Annotated in this window: 16 protein-coding genes and 1 pseudogene; 10 read left to right on the top strand and 7 right to left on the bottom strand. The window is 55.5% G+C overall.

Annotated elements, in window-relative coordinates:
* Window positions 1-67: 67 nt before the first annotated feature.
* Together AC2FH8_RS13675 and AC2FH8_RS13680 are read left to right on the top strand one after the other, a co-directional pair.
* Window positions 68-324 (top strand): annotated as a pseudogene (locus AC2FH8_RS13675) (site-specific integrase); the annotation flags it as partial.
* A gap of 160 nt (window positions 325-484) precedes the next feature.
* Window positions 485-1,432, top strand: a complete 948-nt coding sequence (locus AC2FH8_RS13680) for a DMT family transporter (protein WP_496689999.1) — start codon at window positions 485-487, stop codon at window positions 1,430-1,432.
* Between the two features lie 103 nt (window positions 1,433-1,535).
* Here AC2FH8_RS13680 and AC2FH8_RS13685 read toward each other — a convergent pair whose 3' ends face one another.
* Entirely contained in the window at window positions 1,536-1,931 is a 396-nt protein-coding gene (locus AC2FH8_RS13685) for a hypothetical protein (protein WP_142637846.1), read from the bottom strand.
* A gap of 862 nt (window positions 1,932-2,793) precedes the next feature.
* On the opposite strand from AC2FH8_RS13685, the gene AC2FH8_RS13690 reads away from it, so the two are divergent.
* The 4 genes from AC2FH8_RS13690 (at window position 2,794) to AC2FH8_RS13705 (ending at window position 4,892) form a co-directional block, all read left to right on the top strand.
* The gene (locus AC2FH8_RS13690; RefSeq protein ID WP_142637844.1) at window positions 2,794-3,225 is read left to right on the top strand and encodes a c-type cytochrome; all 432 of its coding nucleotides are present in this window, start codon (window positions 2,794-2,796) and stop codon (window positions 3,223-3,225) included.
* Window positions 3,226-3,235: 10 nt separating this feature from the next.
* Complete coding sequence (locus AC2FH8_RS13695) at window positions 3,236-3,577, top strand: copper resistance CopC family protein (RefSeq protein ID WP_282027709.1); 342 nt, start codon at window positions 3,236-3,238, stop codon at window positions 3,575-3,577.
* Window positions 3,574-4,446 carry a CopD family protein gene (locus AC2FH8_RS13700; protein WP_496690000.1) on the top strand — a complete coding sequence of 291 codons (873 nt, stop codon included), beginning with the start codon at window positions 3,574-3,576 and terminating at the stop codon, window positions 4,444-4,446. The genes AC2FH8_RS13695 and AC2FH8_RS13700 overlap by 4 nt, the downstream gene beginning before the upstream one ends.
* A 92-nt stretch (window positions 4,447-4,538) precedes the next feature.
* A complete protein-coding gene (locus AC2FH8_RS13705; RefSeq protein ID WP_425472001.1) occupies window positions 4,539-4,892 on the top strand; it encodes a c-type cytochrome in 354 nt (117 codons plus the stop codon).
* 79 nt (window positions 4,893-4,971) lie between these two features.
* Here AC2FH8_RS13705 and AC2FH8_RS13710 read toward each other — a convergent pair whose 3' ends face one another.
* A complete protein-coding gene (locus tag AC2FH8_RS13710; protein ID WP_281995523.1) occupies window positions 4,972-6,063 on the bottom strand; it encodes an NAD(P)/FAD-dependent oxidoreductase in 1,092 nt (363 codons plus the stop codon).
* A gap of 87 nt (window positions 6,064-6,150) precedes the next feature.
* Here AC2FH8_RS13710 and AC2FH8_RS13715 point away from each other — a divergent pair, with 87 nt between their 5' ends.
* Entirely contained in the window at window positions 6,151-6,510 is a 360-nt protein-coding gene (locus tag AC2FH8_RS13715) for a winged helix-turn-helix transcriptional regulator (protein ID WP_281995522.1), read from the top strand.
* Between the two features lie 54 nt (window positions 6,511-6,564).
* Here AC2FH8_RS13715 and AC2FH8_RS13720 read toward each other — a convergent pair whose 3' ends face one another.
* The 5 genes from AC2FH8_RS13720 to AC2FH8_RS13740 all read right to left on the bottom strand — a co-directional run bounded on the left by AC2FH8_RS13720 (window position 6,565) and on the right by AC2FH8_RS13740 (window position 12,253).
* Window positions 6,565-7,875, bottom strand: coding sequence for a TRAP transporter large permease (locus AC2FH8_RS13720; RefSeq protein ID WP_496690001.1), 1,311 nt, complete (start codon window positions 7,873-7,875; stop codon window positions 6,565-6,567).
* Window positions 7,872-8,411, bottom strand: a complete 540-nt coding sequence (locus AC2FH8_RS13725) for a TRAP transporter small permease subunit (RefSeq protein WP_142637832.1) — start codon at window positions 8,409-8,411, stop codon at window positions 7,872-7,874. Before AC2FH8_RS13725 ends, AC2FH8_RS13720 begins: the two co-directional genes overlap by 4 nt.
* Before the next feature lie 65 nt (window positions 8,412-8,476).
* A complete protein-coding gene (gene dctP / locus AC2FH8_RS13730; RefSeq protein WP_496690002.1) occupies window positions 8,477-9,541 on the bottom strand; it encodes a TRAP transporter substrate-binding protein DctP in 1,065 nt (354 codons plus the stop codon).
* Window positions 9,542-9,739: 198 nt separating this feature from the next.
* Window positions 9,740-11,278, bottom strand: a complete 1,539-nt coding sequence (locus tag AC2FH8_RS13735) for an aldehyde dehydrogenase (NADP(+)) (protein ID WP_496690003.1) — start codon at window positions 11,276-11,278, stop codon at window positions 9,740-9,742.
* Between the two features lie 9 nt (window positions 11,279-11,287).
* On the bottom strand, window positions 11,288-12,253 hold the full coding sequence (locus tag AC2FH8_RS13740; protein WP_425595600.1) for a dihydrodipicolinate synthase family protein: 966 nt from the start codon (window positions 12,251-12,253) through the stop codon (window positions 11,288-11,290).
* Window positions 12,254-12,509: 256 nt separating this feature from the next.
* Between AC2FH8_RS13740 and AC2FH8_RS13745 the strand changes: the two genes are divergently transcribed.
* The 3 genes from AC2FH8_RS13745 (at window position 12,510) to AC2FH8_RS13755 (ending at window position 15,692) form a co-directional block, all read left to right on the top strand.
* A complete protein-coding gene (locus AC2FH8_RS13745) occupies window positions 12,510-13,211 on the top strand; it encodes a GntR family transcriptional regulator (RefSeq protein ID WP_496690004.1) in 702 nt (233 codons plus the stop codon).
* A 158-nt stretch (window positions 13,212-13,369) separates the two neighbouring features.
* Window positions 13,370-13,975 carry a helix-turn-helix domain-containing protein gene (locus AC2FH8_RS13750; RefSeq protein ID WP_281973159.1) on the top strand — a complete coding sequence of 202 codons (606 nt, stop codon included), beginning with the start codon at window positions 13,370-13,372 and terminating at the stop codon, window positions 13,973-13,975.
* A 133-nt stretch (window positions 13,976-14,108) separates the two neighbouring features.
* Window positions 14,109-15,692 (top strand): ABC transporter substrate-binding protein, encoded by a 1,584-nt coding sequence (locus AC2FH8_RS13755; RefSeq protein WP_496690005.1) that lies wholly within the window; start codon window positions 14,109-14,111, stop codon window positions 15,690-15,692.
* Window positions 15,693-15,748 lie beyond the last annotated feature (56 nt).

Genomic DNA, 15,748 nt, shown 5'->3' on the forward strand with positions numbered 1-15,748 from the left:
CTTTTTGTATGTGTCTCCCTTGGGAAGAAAGTAGTTGCTGTGACCGCGGATCTATCACTTGGTTTTCCTGCACATCTCAACACGCCAGTTTGCGCGGATTGTCCGGGACTGGATGAAGCCCATTGGCTTTGGGGCCAGCGCCTACGGAACGCCCTCAATGCGCCGAACCAAAGTCACGCAGTTCGACAAGAAAAGACAGGAAATCTTCGGGCGGTTCAGTTGCTCTTGGGTCATGCAAAGATGGTAAGCACGGTTCGGCATCTGAGCGTCGAGCTTGAAGACGCCTTTGCCATCGCAGCAGCAATCGAGATCAAGAGCTTGTAGACCAATTTTGAACCGGCCATCTGCTGCTGCGCATCTCATCGAACCTGCTGTTCGTTGCTAGCGCAAATTCTAACCCACCCCCAACTCGCAAGTTGAGGGATTTTTGCTCCGCGTCGCATAGAGAACAGACACGCGTTTAGCGACGTTTCTACAAGATGAGATGTCCTCGGCTGATTCCATACCTCAATCTACGGATCGCATCCTTGCAGGAGTTGCACTGATGCTTGGATTTTGCCTCACCGCTCCTTTGCTGGACGTAGCTGCAAAACTCGCATCGGCTAGCGTACCAGTTGGGCAGATTACGGCTGCTCGGTTTGTAGTGCAGTGCGTGTTGATGGCCCCGTTCGTCTGGATAATGGGGCTGTCGTTGCATGTAGCGCGAGGCAAATTGATCGTACTCGCATTCCGCTCATTACTTTTGCTGTTCGCAACTTTTTGCTTCATTGCTGCCATCCGTGTGATGCCACTCGCCGATGCGTTGGCGATCGTGTTTGTGGCCCCGTTCATTGTCTTGTTGGTTGGTAAGTTTTACTTTGGTGAAGACGTAGGTCCGCGTCGTGTCGGGGCAGCTCTTGTCGGGTTTGTTGGGGTAATGTTCGTCATCCAGCCCAGTTTCGCGGCCTTCGGCGCGGTTGCAATAATTCCGCTTGGTACGGCAGTTGCTTTCGCTTTCTACATTCTTGTGACGCGAGGATTGTCGCGTCGGATGCATCCCGTGGCTCTGCAATTCCACACTGGCCTGATTGCCAGCCTGTTTTCCATTCCAATCTTAATATTTGCGCAAGGCTCTGGTTCGGAGCTGTTCGATCCTGTTTGGCCGACAGACATCGCTTTGTTGTGGCTTTTGGGAGCTGGTTTTTTTGCAACGGTGAGCCACATGATGATGACCTATGCGCTTTCGTTCGCGCCTTCGGCCACATTGGCGCCTTTGCAGTACTTTGAGCTGCCAGTTGCGACCCTGTTCGGCTATCTTGTCTTCAATGACTTCCCGAACACGCTTAGCCTACTTGGTATTGCAATCATCATCAGTGCAGGGCTTTACATGATTCATCGCGAAAGAGTCGTAGCCAGACATTTGGTCACAGTACGTGCAGCACCCCCAATCTAAAACTACTCTCTCTCGCGGCCCATTTCAGACATTTGAGCAAAGCAGAATTTGGGATGACCGCTTCCGCCGAGTTAGCCCCGGTACATTGCACAACATCGGCCGGCTACGGCCCTTCGCAAACCAGCGGGAAGGCACCGATTTCCGGAATCGTGAGCGTGCCTACAGTGACGGATTCGTCTCCTTCGACAGCGGTTATCAATCGAACAGAGGCAACGATCCGACTGTATTCGGGATCGGCGAAGTCGATTACAGTACGCATATCGACATCGGCCCCCTGTGCCACGATGATTGGTATCGCACCATCGACTTCAGTAAGGCTCCAGTGTTTGCCGTCTGCGTGAATGGTCGCGCTTACGACTGCGAGACCAGGGACAGTTCCCAATCCGACATCAAATACAGCGCCTGATCCATCAGGGGCCTCGCAATACAGCCCAACAGTTGCGAATGCCGAGGTAGCCGAAAGGAGCGCTAGGAGCGCCAGTGCAGTAGTTCTGATCATGAACTTTCCTTTTCGTTCGCAATCCGGTCAAAATATATCTTTGGTTCAAAGTTCTCAATAAGCGCGTCTGAACGCGGGTCAAAGAAGCAGAAACACCAGCACCCTCAGACCACTACGTTGCCCCAAATTATTGGCACCGCACGGCTGGAACTTGGCTGGTTCCAGTGAGATTCTGCGCGTTGACAATGTTGCGACCTGTGTTGCCGTTTGGCCGCTAATCAGTTGCTAGGCCCGACTGATAGAAATCAAAATAGACCCGGACTCTCTGCATTTGATGAGAATCGCGCGCCGGACAAGAGCGGGGAATGCCCCATCACGAAAATCAGCGTCGTAATTTCCTTTAGAACGGCGTGGGGCATAATGAAGCTGCAGGCGTTGTCTTGTGTGTTCCGCTGCATTAGCGTCCGGAATCATGGTCATCCGACGATACACATTTGCGCTATTGACGAGTCTTCTGGTCATTCTGGCCGGATTTGGTGGCGAGTCTCATGCCTGCGTCGGGCTTCACTGCGGGGACCATATGCAATCGGCGGGACACTCCGCCGCGGTGAAAAGCATCCCTGACATCTCGGCCCAAAGCAGCCATCACGACACGGATAATGCCGGAACCGGAGAGTGTAACCCTTCGCTTTGCCAAGCCGTCGTACTGATCTCGCAGAACAGCCAAGTCGTGTGGAATCAATATCAGCTTGACCGAGAGTTCCAGATTGGATTCCAATCCAAGTTGACTGAACCAGATAGCCCCTACAGACCCCCTGACCTTTGAAGCTGCCAAAATCCGCGCGCGCCTAAGTGACCGGCCCTTGCGGCTGTTTGCGATGTGCCGCAGCACTTCCAGCTTCTACAAAGTCAGGTTCAACCCATGAAGAAAAGTCACGTGTTAATCGGCGCTTGCGTCGTCTCGGCTGTTGCCGCTTTCATAGTTTTTCGTTCAGACCCAATCGAAGAAGCCAGCCCCCAGGCGACAGTTTCAAGAGACGGCCTAGTCGCAATTCAGATGCCGCCTATTGAGGGCAATGCAGCAATCGGCCAGCGGGTCTTTGATGCCTCCTGTGCCACTTGCCACGGTGTCAATGCGGTCGGAATTGACGGCGCAGGACCGCCACTGATCCACAAGATATACGAACCTAGTCACCACGCTGATGAAGCGTTTCAGAGGGCGGTTTCACAGGGTGTAAGAAGTCACCATTGGCAGTTTGGAGACATGCCACCCGTCGACGGCTTGACGCGAGGTGACGTCGCTATGGTGATCGCCTACATTCGTGAAATACAGCGCGCCAACGGAATAAATTGAGGATAGCCCCATGAAGAAGATTGTAATGCTTATACTCTTGGCTGCGCTCCCCAATTTTGCGCTGGCGCATTCCAAGGTCACAGAAACAACACCTGCAGACGGAACCACAGTAACGACTGTGCCTGCTGAAGTTGGCCTCAATTTCTCGAAAGACATCCGGCTGACCCGGATAGAGATGGCACACGAAGAACACGGGGCAGTACGACTGGATTTGGGCGACCAGGCAAGATTTGCTCAGAAGTTCAAAATTCCACTGCCAGGCAATGGCGCGGGCACCTATGTCATCGAGTGGCGCGGTTTAGGTGAGGACGGTCATGCGATGCAGGGCGCGTTTACCTTTACTGTGAAATGAACATGCCAGACATCTGGGGAATTGCTGCAATCCTCGCAAAGCTAGCACTCTATATCGGCTTTGCGGGGGCCACTGGCCTTGTGATCGTTAAGTGTCTTTATTCCAGCTTGGTCACACCGATAAGCCTGGCGATGAAACGCCAATCCATGGCCTTGGCGTGGCTTGCCCTCATCGCGACGGCACTGGGATTCATGCTTAGTGGTGCCCTCCTGACAGGCGGAGCGGATGGGCTGGTCGACCTCGAAATGCTTGGATTACTCTGGCAGACTTCCGTAGGCGATGTATTTGTTCTTCGAGTGATAGGCGCAGCAATGATCCTTGTCGGATTGTCTGTTCCGCGCTTTGGTTTAGGGATCGCACTTGTGGGTGGCACGATGGCTCTGTGGTCCTTTGCACAGATCGGGCACCTATCGGATCTAGAGAATTTTGGTACCCAACTCTTGTTACTAGCACACCTGATCTGTGTAGCTTTCTGGGTAGGCATCTTCAGCCCGCTGCGGAGTATGGCTCTTCAACCTGAGCAAATTGCAGACGCTGCTGCACTTGGGCATAGGTTTGGCCAAGCTGCGGCACTAATGGTACCCGCATTGATCGTCGCAGGTTTCTGGATGGCTTGGTTGCTTGTTGGTGATCTCCGAGCGCTCATCTCCACTGGTTATGGGCAGGCCCTGTTGCTCAAAGTACTATTTGTAGGGCTGCTATTGATCCTAGCCGCCGCGAACAAGCTTCGATTTGTTCCGGCAATGCTAGACGGAGATACCAAGGCGGCGCAGCACCTCGCCCGTTCCATCGAAGTTGAGGCGCTGATCGTTCTGGCGGTGCTGACAACTACGGCGACACTAACAACCGTTCTGACGCTTCCGAATTGAGGTGGGTGGAGATGACCAGGCACTTATTTATATTGGTCCTATGCAGCGTTTATTCCAGCGTTGCCGCGGATCATACGTTTACAGACAGAGACGTGGCGAATGGACAGAGGCTCTACGTAGATCAATGCGCCGCGTGCCACGGCGTTAACCTGGAAGGCCAACCCAACTGGCAAACACCGGGTGAAGACGGTGTGATGCCTGCGCCACCACATGACGTGACCGGGCACACATGGCACCATGATAGCCTGCTTTTGTTTGACTACACCAAATTCGGCGGTGCAAAGACACTGGCCGCACGCGGCGTCAAGAATTTCAACAGTGGCATGCCGGGTTTCGAAGGCACTTTGACTGATGACGGCATATGGGATGTTCTGGCTTATATCCGTTCCACATGGCCGAAAGATATTCAGCAGGCACAAGCCAGTCGCAACCTCGCACACGACTAGAGGCAGGCCAACACGAATGTCAGAGACATCATCTGTGTGGGATGCCTGAACGTTGGCAAATCGCAATGTTCAGGGGGAACTATTTTCCGGAGCTCGAAATCCCAAAAGCCTTTCGATATTTGGGAATGAAAATATCTTTCCCCTTTATCTTGCGTGTGATCCAGTCACCCACTGTCACAAAAAGCCAGCTGCTGCCGATGACCGGCCCAAGGGGCACCAGAATGGGTGCTTTTTTCCAGGGCGCGTAGGGTTTCTGACTTTCAACGGGTGCGCCCTCGATTACTTTCTTAAGCGTTTTGATCAGCCACGGATTCTGCCGTGCCGTTGCTACGATTGTCATTCCGTCGCCAATGTCGGCAATGTCACCGCCGACGAAGACATTCGGATAGCTTGACGGTCGCAACCATTTGTCGGTTTTGACCCTACCCAATGCATCAGCCGACACGCCCGGAAGGCTTTGAACCAAAGACGATTGGGGTTTCGATCCAACCACCGGAAATATAAGATCTGCCGCAATCACTCTACCGTCGGTCAAGCTCACGGATCCTTCGTAGGGCCGATCCAAATGGCGTAAATCCTGCGCCCTCTGGCCGAGAATGACAGTGACGCCCAGCCGTTCCAACTTACCTTTGAGCTGCGCGCCTAGCTTGGCCGGGTACTTGGGAAACAAGGTATCATCCGACGAAACCAGGGTGATGGATTTACCCGGATGTGCCGAGGCGGTTTCGCCCGCAAGCTCTGTCCCGACAGCGCCTGCCCCTACGATCACAACTGAATTCGCTTTGGCCAATTGCGCGCTGACGTCTTTGCTCGCTTGCTGAAAATCCGCAATGCTGTTACCCGACGGCTTGAACGGCGCTGCATAGGATGATCCGGTGGCGATCAGGATATAGTCCGCCGGAAAGACAGCTCCAGATTCCAAAGTGACCTCGGTTTCAGAGACCGAAACGGCGCGCCCGCGCACGACCTTACCCGATTGAAGCAGATTGTCGTATGGCAGGATGAGCTGGTCCAGCAAGGCGGGTTCAACCAGCGCGCGGATCGCTGCAGGCGGATGCACGAACGCTTCGCGTTGCTCAATCAGGGTGACGTCCGCGCAAGCGTCCAGTTCCCGGGCAACTTCAAACCCGACATAGCCCCCGCCAATGATCACAATTTTCTTCTTCGCCATAGGGTCCCCCCGTTGCGGCATAACGTTCTGACCACTATCTAAAATTGCACGTTCACACGAACAAGTACGGTCATATAGGATACTGCCTTGAAACATGATGAGTTAGAGGATCATTGTCAGATCGAAGCATTGATCTCAGCGATCTCAGGTCGATGGAAGCTGTTGATCATCTACTGGCTTTCGCAGGGGGACTGCCGGTTCAACCAGCTTCAGCGAAACCTCGGACGCATCACGCATCGAACGTTGACGCGCCAGCTGACCGAGTTGCAGACGACGGGCTTTGTCTCTCGAAAAGACTTCAAGACCATACCGCCGCATGTCGAATACAGCCTCACACCTCTGGGTCAAAGCCTGCTTCCACTGCTGTATGAGATGCATCAATGGGCGACGCAGAATGCGGACAAGTTACCGGAACCGAAAGATCTTTCGAAACAACTAGGGCGATGACCTAGCCCATTGAACAGGGGCCAGGCATCTGAAGGGGCAAGACCAAGATCTATGTCAAAGCCCGACCAATATCTCTGGCAACCATGTCGCCACTTCGGGGATCAGGATGATAACCAAAAGAACCAGCATTTGCGCCCCTACAAAGGGCAACACGCCGCGATACATCTGCCCATAGCTCATGTCACGCGGAGCGATTGAGCGAAGATAGAAAATCGACGGTGCCATTGGCGGTGTCAGATACGAAGTCTGAATCACCACTAGAACCATCATGGCAAACCAGATCGGATCGATTCCGGCGGATTTCACGATCGGGGCAAAGATCGGAATGAAAATCAGAACGATCGACACCCAGTCCAGTACAAAGCCCGCGAAAAAGACCACCACCAAAAAGAATGCGATGATACCGGCATTGCCATACCCGATCCCGGCAACGGTATCGCGCACCAGCTGTCCGCCTCCGGTGACCGCAAAGATGCTGGTGAACATCGTGCCTCCGGCCACGATCAACATGATCATAGCGGTGATGCGCAGGGTCACATTCAGTGCCTCGGACATCAGTTTCAGGTTTAGTTCCCGAAACATCAAAGCCAGCAGGATCGTACCGGCGGCCCCGACTGCGGCAGCTTCGGTAGCCGAGGCGACACCGGCCAGAAGCGAGCCCAGCACCAGGACAATCAATGCCAGCGGGGGTAACAATGCCGTCAACGTCACCTTCATCTTACGGCCGGTTGGCATCGCGCGCTCTGCCTGTGGCAACGGAGGAGCGTCAGCAGGTCGGACCATGCTGCGCACCAAGATATAGAGCACGAAGAACACCACCATCAGCAGGCCGGGCAGGATAGATGCGGCAAACAGCTTGCCAATCGACAGCTGCGCAATCGACGCATAGACGACCACAATGACCGAGGGTGGAATTATTGTCCCCAGTGAGCCCCCTGCACAGATTGTTCCCGCGATGAGGTCATTACGATAACCCGCTTTGGTCATGGCTGGGATGGCCATCAACCCCACCACTATCTCGACCGCACCTACAACGCCGGATGCGGCGGCGAAAACCGCGCACATTGCAATCGTCGACAGCGCCAATCCACCGGGCAAGCCGCCCAGCCACAACTGCAACGCAAAGAACAGACGTTTCGCGATCCCCGAACGCTCAAGTATCGCCCCCATGAAAATGAACAGAGGGATTGCTGCCAGTACGAAATTCGAAGCCGTATGAAGCAGCGGACCATAAAGCTGCAAAAAGATCAGCTCACCGAACACCATGTAGCCAAAGGCGACGGAGATGATGATGAGCGAAAAGGCCACCGGCACTCCGGCAAAGACCAGCACAAAAAGGGCTGCAAACATCAGTAATGGTGTCATTGGTTTTCTTCCATGCCGTCCAGTTCGCCCGGTGCCTCACCAGGGTTCTTGCGCCCCGAAAGCAACTTGATCGCCTCAGCCAGGAATTGCAGCGCCAAGGCCGCCAGACCAACGGCGATGACCGTGTAAAACGGCCAGACAACCGGCGCCCAGGGGCTGACGCTTTCGACCTCTCCGGTGATCAGTGCTTTCCAGGCTTTTTTGCTTGCAACCCAGGCGAAGATGGTCGTGATCGGTGTCATGACCAACAGAAAGACAGCACCGTTCAACAGCTGCTGCGCCCGCATCGGCATACGCTGAGACAGAAAGTCGATCCTGACATGCACGTCACAGCGCAGGGCATAAGCCGCCCCAAGCAGAAAAACCGAACCGTTCAGCATGTACGAGATGTCAAACGCCCAAAGCGTCGGCGCACCAAACGCATAGCGAGCAACAACCTCGTACAGCATTGCCACGATCAGGGCAAAAATTACGCATCGACCCAGCAGGGCCAGCGCCCCGGCAATCGCGTCGATGACTCTGAGAATAGTGGTCATGTATGTCCCCGGAAACGGATGACCGGCACGAATATCCGGTCATCCAACCAATGTCAGGGCAGAGCCTATTCGGCGCTGTCGCGAACCAAATAACCCGAATTCTCGGCCCAGTTCGCTTGATAGGCGAGGTAGCTGTCCAGAACCTCTTGCATCCGGGCGCTTCCGTCTTCGGCTTTTTTGGCAGCCTGGCTACGGGCCCAATCGCGCCCGGCGGCACGGATCTTTTCGGATTCCGCTGGTACCATGTTGATGATTTCAACTTTGGTGTCGCGGAATGCAGCCATGGCTTGAATGTCCGCGTGACCGAAATGTGTGAAGCTCTCGTATGTTGTCAGCTTGGCCGCTGCAGTAACCTGAAGCTTGATATCCTCGGGCAGAGCATCCCAGGTTTCCTGTTTGACGAAGACTTCCCACAGAAAGGACGGCTGATGCACGCCGGGCATGATCATATAGGGCGCAACCTCGTGGAAACCTTCAGAGATATTGCCTCCTGGCGTCGACCATTCGACCGCGTCCACACCCTTTCGCTGCAGCAAAGTGTAGATTTCATTTCCTGGGACAACCGTTGGAACGCCGCCAAAGCTTTCCTGTAGAACAGCGGCCCATGCGCCCGAGGTCCGGTATTTGACGCCCTTCAGATCGTTGGTTGTTTCGATCTTGACGTTCGAATGCGCCATAACTTCGGACGTACCGACCCCAACGACCAGCGTGTGCAGACCCATTTCTTCGCGGCGGAAATCCTGCAGCATCTGCTCACCGCCGCCTTCATAGATCCAGTGCAGGGTCGCCTCGCCGGACATTCCACCGGGGAAGCTGGCGAAAACGGCATTGGTCGGGTCCTGGTTTACCAGATAAGACGGCGTGGAATGTCCGGCTTCGACGATGCCGTCCTGAACTACTTCATACGCCTTGAAGGCCGGGGCCAGAACGCCCGCGCCAAAAGGTTGGACATGCATGCGCCCCGCGGTCAGTGTGTCTACATTTGCCGCAAATCGTTCCATGAAGTTCTGGTAAAAGAATGAACCTTCACCAATCGCTGCGGTCATCTTCCATTCAATTTCTGCGGCGCTTGCGGGCATTGCAAGCGTGGCTGTTACCGCCAGGGCGGCAAAGTTCGAGAAGAGTTTCATCTTGTCCTCCTGTTATGGGCCAAAGCCCGATTTTGCACGTCGAATGACGCGGAATTTCCGGTGATCTGCTTCTATGGCAGAGTGTTGCGGATGATACGGAACAGCCGATCTGGGTGTCCCTGCCCGGCCCCGTTCACCGGGGCCAAAGCCTTTGATATGGCCGAAGGAATTTCTTGCCTCAGCCCTGTGGTTCACCGCTTATTGCGTCGAGCCTTCCAGATCTTCGGGGCTGAGTGCGGCGGGCATGTTCTGATATGCTACGGGTCGCAGCCAACGGCGGATGGCCATTGTGCCGACGCTTGTCGCGCCGAAATTCGTGCTGGCAGGATAAGGCCCCCCGTGGACCATGGACCCCACCACCTCGACCCCGGTTGGGAAGCCGTTGAACAGCAACCGCCCGGCCTTGCGCTCCAGAATCGGGAAGAGTTGCTGCGCCAGCGCAGTGTCGCTGTCATCCATCTGGATCGTGGCCGTAAGTTGCCCGTCCAGCTGGGCTGACAAGGTAACCATCTCTTTTTCCGAGCCGACGCGCACAATCAGCGATGCGGGCCCAAACACTTCTTCGCTGAGGCTGGGATCAGCCAGAAACGCTTCGGCATCGGTTTCGAATAGCGCCGGTTCAGCTGAACGGCCTGCAGTGGAACCTTGATGGATCGTGCGCACGGCGGGATGTTCGGCCAAATGCGATTGGCCGGATCGAAATGCCTCGGCAATCCCATCGGTCAGCATGGTCTGTGATGGCACTGTACTCAGAGCACTCGCAGCAGCATCGATAAATTGGTCAGCATCATCGCCTGTGATCATCACGGCAACGCCCGGATTGGTGCAAAACTGCCCTGCCCCCATGGTCATCGACCCCGCCCAGGCTTTGCCGATCTCTTCACCTCTGGCGGCCATAGCGTTTGGAAGAACAAACATCGGATTGACCGAGCCCAATTCACCAAAGAACGGGATCGGGTCTGGGCGGGTTGAGCAGAGGTCAAACAGCGCCCTGCCTCCGGCCAGCCCACCGGTAAAGCCCACGGCACGGATTGCCGGATGCTTTACCAATGCTTCTCCGATGCTGCGGTCCCCACCTTGCACCAATGAGAATACGCCGTCGGGCATACCGGTCGCCCTGGCCGCCGCGTGGATGGCATCAGCGACGATTTCGCCGGTGCCCGGATGGGCGGGGTGGCCTTTGACCACGACCGGGCAACCTGCGGCCAGTGCCGATGCGGTGTCACCTCCGGCAACCGAAAATGCCAAGGGGAAGTTCGAGGCGCCAAAAACAGCCACCGGGCCAACCGGGCGCTGCATCATCTTGATGTCAGGACGTGGGGCGGGTTGGCGATCCGGCATCGCCAGATCATGGCGGCGCTCTAGATACGCACCATCCTGGACGAATTCGGCAAACATGCGCAACTGACCAACCGTGCGTCCCCGCTCGCCTTGAAGACGCATCTCGGGCAGACCGGTTTCTGCACTGCCAATGCTGGTGATGGCCTCGGCACGGGCCTCGATCTCATCCGCGATAGCATTCAGGAACTTGGCCCGATCCGCTCGGCTGCGATTGGCGTAATCTCCAAAGGCGGCCTCGGCTAGGGTACAGGCCTGATCAACCAACTCAGGCGTTCCCGCAGCAAAGTTGCTCCCCTCACCCGAGACGGGGCTGGAGGCAAAGCTTTCATCAGCTCCAACCCACTGACCGCCAATCAAGTGCTGACCGCGAAAAACATATCCATTATTCAACGACATACCCAATCCTCACGCTGCATTTTGCGCCGAAGAATCGGCCTGACTAGCCCAGTTCTCGTACCAGGTACGGAACAGTCTGAACTGTTGTTCAACATAGCCGCGCTGGCTGTCAGTAAGGGCATCTGTTTCGTTGAAATGATGCGTGTATTCGGGATGACCCGTCATAACCATCAAGTGTTTGTAGTAGAGCACAAGATCGGTGCCTTCGTCGAAGGACGACAAAACGCCCAAAGCCGCCTCAAGCTCCAACGCCCGAGCACGCGCGTTGGCATCGCCCTTGGCCGCCGCCTGACACAAATCCACCAGATGCAGAATCTCATCGGGCAGCACATTCCCGATCCCAGTGATGGCGCCGGTTGCGCCACAATTCACGATTCCGTGGAACACCGCGGTATCCACGCCGACCATCAGGGAAACATTGTCATCACCGCTGGTGATGTTTTCGGAGGCATACCGCAGATCTTCGGCGCCGCCGAATTCCTTGTATCCAATCAGGTTCGGGTGGTCCTTGCGCAGATTAAAAAACAGGTCCGCGCGGGTGGTAAATCCGTAATAAGGGCTGTTGTAGATCACTGCGGGAAGATCCGGTGCCGCGGCCAGAATACCTTTGAAGTGGTGCCGCTGCGCAGTCATGGACGCGCCGCGTGACAGTACACGGGGAATGACCATCAAGCCGCTGGCGCCCACTTTCTGTGCGTGTGCCGCATGCTGGATTGCCAGGGCCGAATTGATCGCGCCTGTTCCCACGATCACAGGGATACCAGCCCCGACCAACGCCTCGACGCCCTGCATACGCTGCGCATCGGTCAAAAGGGGCCAATCACCCATCGAGCCACAATAGACAACCGCGGACATGCCCGTCTCGATCAGCTCAAGACCTTTACGCACAAGCGCCTCAAAGTCAGGACTGCGATCCGCGCGACAGGGCGTCATCAGGGCCGGGATACATCCGGAAAAGACATTCGGGTTCACGATTTGGGTCTCCGTAATTTTTTTCCCGGGCCGGTGGATTGCCCCACCGGGTTAGGGATTCGCGTAATCTTGCCGTCAGTCTACTTTAAATATTTTGTTTGTCGACTAATTTTCGACAATAAGGAATAAGGCCCTAAAATATGTGAAAAACAACTGGTTTTTGGCTGGGATTAACACTCGACTTAGCACCGGTACGTGTGGCAAAATTGATGTGCGAACGCAGATGGACCGCGATCCAGCGGCTAGGGAATGCTCTGACATGGAAAAACGAAAGCCGGTCGAAGCCGGCCGCAAACGTGGATCAGGCGTTCAGTTCGTCTATGAAACCCTGCGGGACGAAATCATCGACCTCGCCCTTGCGCCCGGCAGCGCCATAGACGAGGCCAAGCTGAGCGAGCGGTTCTCGATGTCGCGCACCCCGATCCGTGAAGCCCTTGTCAGGCTGACGTCGGAAGGGTTGGTGGCGACACTGCCGAACCGCGCGAGCATCGTGGCGCCCATAGACTTTTTGAATCTTCACACATTCTTTGATGCGATGACCCTGATGTATCGCGTTACAACCCGGCTGGCCGCCGAATACCGAAAGGACCAGGATCTGTGCGACATTCGCATGCGGCAGCAGGAATTTTCGGATGCAGCTGCCAAAAATGACGTTCTGACCATGATCGCAAAAAATGCAGAGCTTCATAATGCAATCGCCAAAGCAGGGCGCAACCCATATTACGAAAGCCTGACGCGCAGATTGCTGAACGAAGGGCAACGGATCATGCGGCCCTATTATTCGTCCTTTGGGGATCGGTTGCCGGATCGGTATTCCCTGGAGCATGACGACATAATCGCAGCTATAGCGGCGCAGGACATCACCGAGGCCGACCGATTGGCGAGCGCCCATGCGGAACAAATCGTCCAGAACATCCGCGACATGATCTCGGCGGATCGGCGTCACTCAATCAAACTCTGATTCTGTTTCGCTAAATACTAAGCCGTTGGAAAAATTGAGGGGTTTGAAGGTTTACACCCGGATCTTCCCAAAAAAATTTACCTCTGCTAAAAAAATTTTGATATTTCCTCTGCGATCCGGTTGAATGCGCGGCAACCCACTATTCCGGGAGACAGGGAATGAACGCAGCAAACGCGCGCGACAAATCAAAGCCGAAGGGCACGCCGACCGAGCTGGGGCAGGCAATTCGCAGGCGGCGCAAGGCGATGGGCCTGACTTTGGACAAGGTCGCACAGACCTCTGATCTGACAACGGGCTTTCTGTCTCAGGTCGAGCGCGGCCTGAGCTCACCCTCGCTGACCTCGCTGATGGCGATTGCCGCGGCACTTCAAACCAGCATCGAAAAGCTGCTCAGCGTACCCGAGGTGTTCAGCGAATATGTGGCAAAGGACAACCGCCAGACATATTCCTTGGGTATGCGGGGCAGGTTTTATGAGAAGCTGGGCCCTGGTTTTACCGGTGCATTGTTCAACCCACAGATCGTTCATCGCCCCCCGGGGCACGTTTCCGAAAAGATGCGGCATGAGGGCGAGGCGTTTTGCTATTTGATCTCGGGACGGCTTGAATATCACCTTGGTGACAAGGTTTTCATTATGTCGCCAGGTGACGTCGTTCACCACGACACATCTACCCGTCATTTCTCAGTCGTATTGGGGGACGTAGAAGCCGTAGAGCTTTGGGTAACAACCTCTCCGATCAATGATTCCGGCTTTGTGGCAAGTTAAATTGACCAACCGAACAGAGGTCAGCCTAAATACATTTGGCCATTTTTCACCCACCACTAAAAAAAGCTTTAGTATTGTTAAGAATCGGATATGGTCGCCCCGAGCATGAATTCATTCTGCGGGAGGACTGATTATGAAATTGAAGACGGTTTTGGGACTAACCGTTGCCGCTACCCTGGCCACGCCTGCTTTGGCACAGGAAAGAGGCGGCACACTCAACTTTGCACGCTATGACGGGTCGCGCCTGATTGATCCGATCTATGCGGATCGCAACCCTGATATCTGGATGGTCGGCAGCCTGTTCGACACCCTGCTGCGGAGCAGTGCCGACGGCAATTCCGTCGAACCCGGCCTTGCTGAGACCTATACAGTCTCTGACGATGGTAAAACGGTTTCGCTGACCCTGCGCGAGGGGATCAAATTCGCAAACGGTTCGCCCATGTCAGGTGACGACGTAGTCTTTTCCCTCGACCGAGCGCGCAATCCCGACCTGAGCCCCTGGGCTGGCTTGCTGGGTTCGATCGACGCGGTTACCGCAGATGGAAACGCGATCACGGTTGCCCTTGGCAGCCCGGATCCAACCATCCTGTCCATGCTGGCCACATTCAACACGGCAATCGTGTCCAAAGCGGCCTTTGAGGCCGCAGAAGGTGCAACAGATCAGGAAAAATCCGCTGCGATATTTGCCGCCACAGCCGCCGGAGTAGGCTCTGGCCCCTTCTATCTGTGTGGCTTTGAACAAGGTGCATCGATGGATTTCTGCGCCAATGAAAACTATTGGCGCATGGGCGCAGACGGCAAAGCTCTGCCGTATCTGGATGCCGTACATTTTGAGATCATCCCGGATGACGCTACCCGCATTCTGAGTTTGCAGGCCGGAGAAGTTGATGCCGCAGAATTCATCCCGTTCAGCCGTGTGGCCGAGCTGGAGCAGGATTCAAACATCAACATGAACCTCTATCCGTCCACGCGGATCATCTATTCGCCAATCAATACGCGCGATAACCGAGCCGATGGTTCTGCCAACCCACTGGCCGACGCCCGCGTCCGGCAGGCGCTGAACTATGGCACCAACAAAGAAGCGTTGATCGGGCTGGTACTGCATGGCGCGGGTCAACCGATGAGCTCGCCGTTGATGGCCAAGGCTACCCAATATGCCGCCGACATGACCCCGCTCTATGGCTATGACGTGGACAAGGCCAAGGCATTGTTGGCCGAGGCCGGGTTTGCCGATGGAACCGAAATCACCTTTACCACGCTGGCAGGTTCTGCGGACGATGCAACCATCTTTGCGGCGCTTCAGCAGATGTGGGCTCCTCTGGGCGTCGATCTTGTGGTCGAGCAAGTGGACGGCGCAACACGCGGCGCTAAGAACCGATCAGGTGAGTTTGACATTCACACCTATGGCTGGGTCAACGATGTAAATGATCCCAGTCAGGTGGTGGGCTGGCTGGGCCACACACCCACGGCCAAGGCAGTAGGAACCGGCTGGGAAAACGCCGAGTTTAACACCCTGTTCGACGAAGCCGCCGGTGAAATGGACGCCGAGGCGCGCAAAGCGAAATTCGCCCGAATGCAAGAGCTCTATGCCGAAGCAGCCCCCCTGCTGTTCATGTATGAGACCCCCTTTGCCGTTGCAGTTGGCTCGGCTGTCGAAGGCTATGTCCAGACCCCTCTGGGCAACAATATCTTCGATCAAGCAACCGTCAGCCGCTAAGGTAAGACCCCTGGTCCCGCCGCTTTCAGGCGGCGGGACAAATTTGCGGAGCTCGC

It is taken from the genome of Ruegeria sp. CDSC025, assembly GCF_059610805.1.

Excerpts from the sequence above, each read along its gene's own strand:
- AC2FH8_RS13680 (WP_496689999.1), top strand. The coding sequence starts at position 485 with ATGTCCTCGGCTGATTCCATACCTCAATCTACGGATCGCATCCTTGCA.
- AC2FH8_RS13685 (WP_142637846.1), bottom strand. The coding sequence starts at position 1,931 with ATGATCAGAACTACTGCACTGGCGCTCCTAGCGCTCCTTTCGGCTACC.
- AC2FH8_RS13690 (WP_142637844.1), top strand. The coding sequence starts at position 2,794 with ATGAAGAAAAGTCACGTGTTAATCGGCGCTTGCGTCGTCTCGGCTGTT.
- AC2FH8_RS13695 (WP_282027709.1), top strand. The coding sequence starts at position 3,236 with ATGAAGAAGATTGTAATGCTTATACTCTTGGCTGCGCTCCCCAATTTT.
- AC2FH8_RS13700 (WP_496690000.1), top strand. The coding sequence starts at position 3,574 with ATGAACATGCCAGACATCTGGGGAATTGCTGCAATCCTCGCAAAGCTA.
- AC2FH8_RS13710 (WP_281995523.1), bottom strand. The coding sequence starts at position 6,063 with ATGGCGAAGAAGAAAATTGTGATCATTGGCGGGGGCTATGTCGGGTTT.
- AC2FH8_RS13720 (WP_496690001.1), bottom strand. The coding sequence starts at position 7,875 with ATGACACCATTACTGATGTTTGCAGCCCTTTTTGTGCTGGTCTTTGCC.
- AC2FH8_RS13725 (WP_142637832.1), bottom strand. The coding sequence starts at position 8,411 with ATGACCACTATTCTCAGAGTCATCGACGCGATTGCCGGGGCGCTGGCC.
- dctP (WP_496690002.1), bottom strand. The coding sequence starts at position 9,541 with ATGAAACTCTTCTCGAACTTTGCCGCCCTGGCGGTAACAGCCACGCTT.
- AC2FH8_RS13735 (WP_496690003.1), bottom strand. The coding sequence starts at position 11,278 with ATGTCGTTGAATAATGGATATGTTTTTCGCGGTCAGCACTTGATTGGC.
- AC2FH8_RS13745 (WP_496690004.1), top strand. The coding sequence starts at position 12,510 with ATGGAAAAACGAAAGCCGGTCGAAGCCGGCCGCAAACGTGGATCAGGC.
- AC2FH8_RS13750 (WP_281973159.1), top strand. The coding sequence starts at position 13,370 with ATGAACGCAGCAAACGCGCGCGACAAATCAAAGCCGAAGGGCACGCCG.
- AC2FH8_RS13755 (WP_496690005.1), top strand. The coding sequence starts at position 14,109 with ATGAAATTGAAGACGGTTTTGGGACTAACCGTTGCCGCTACCCTGGCC.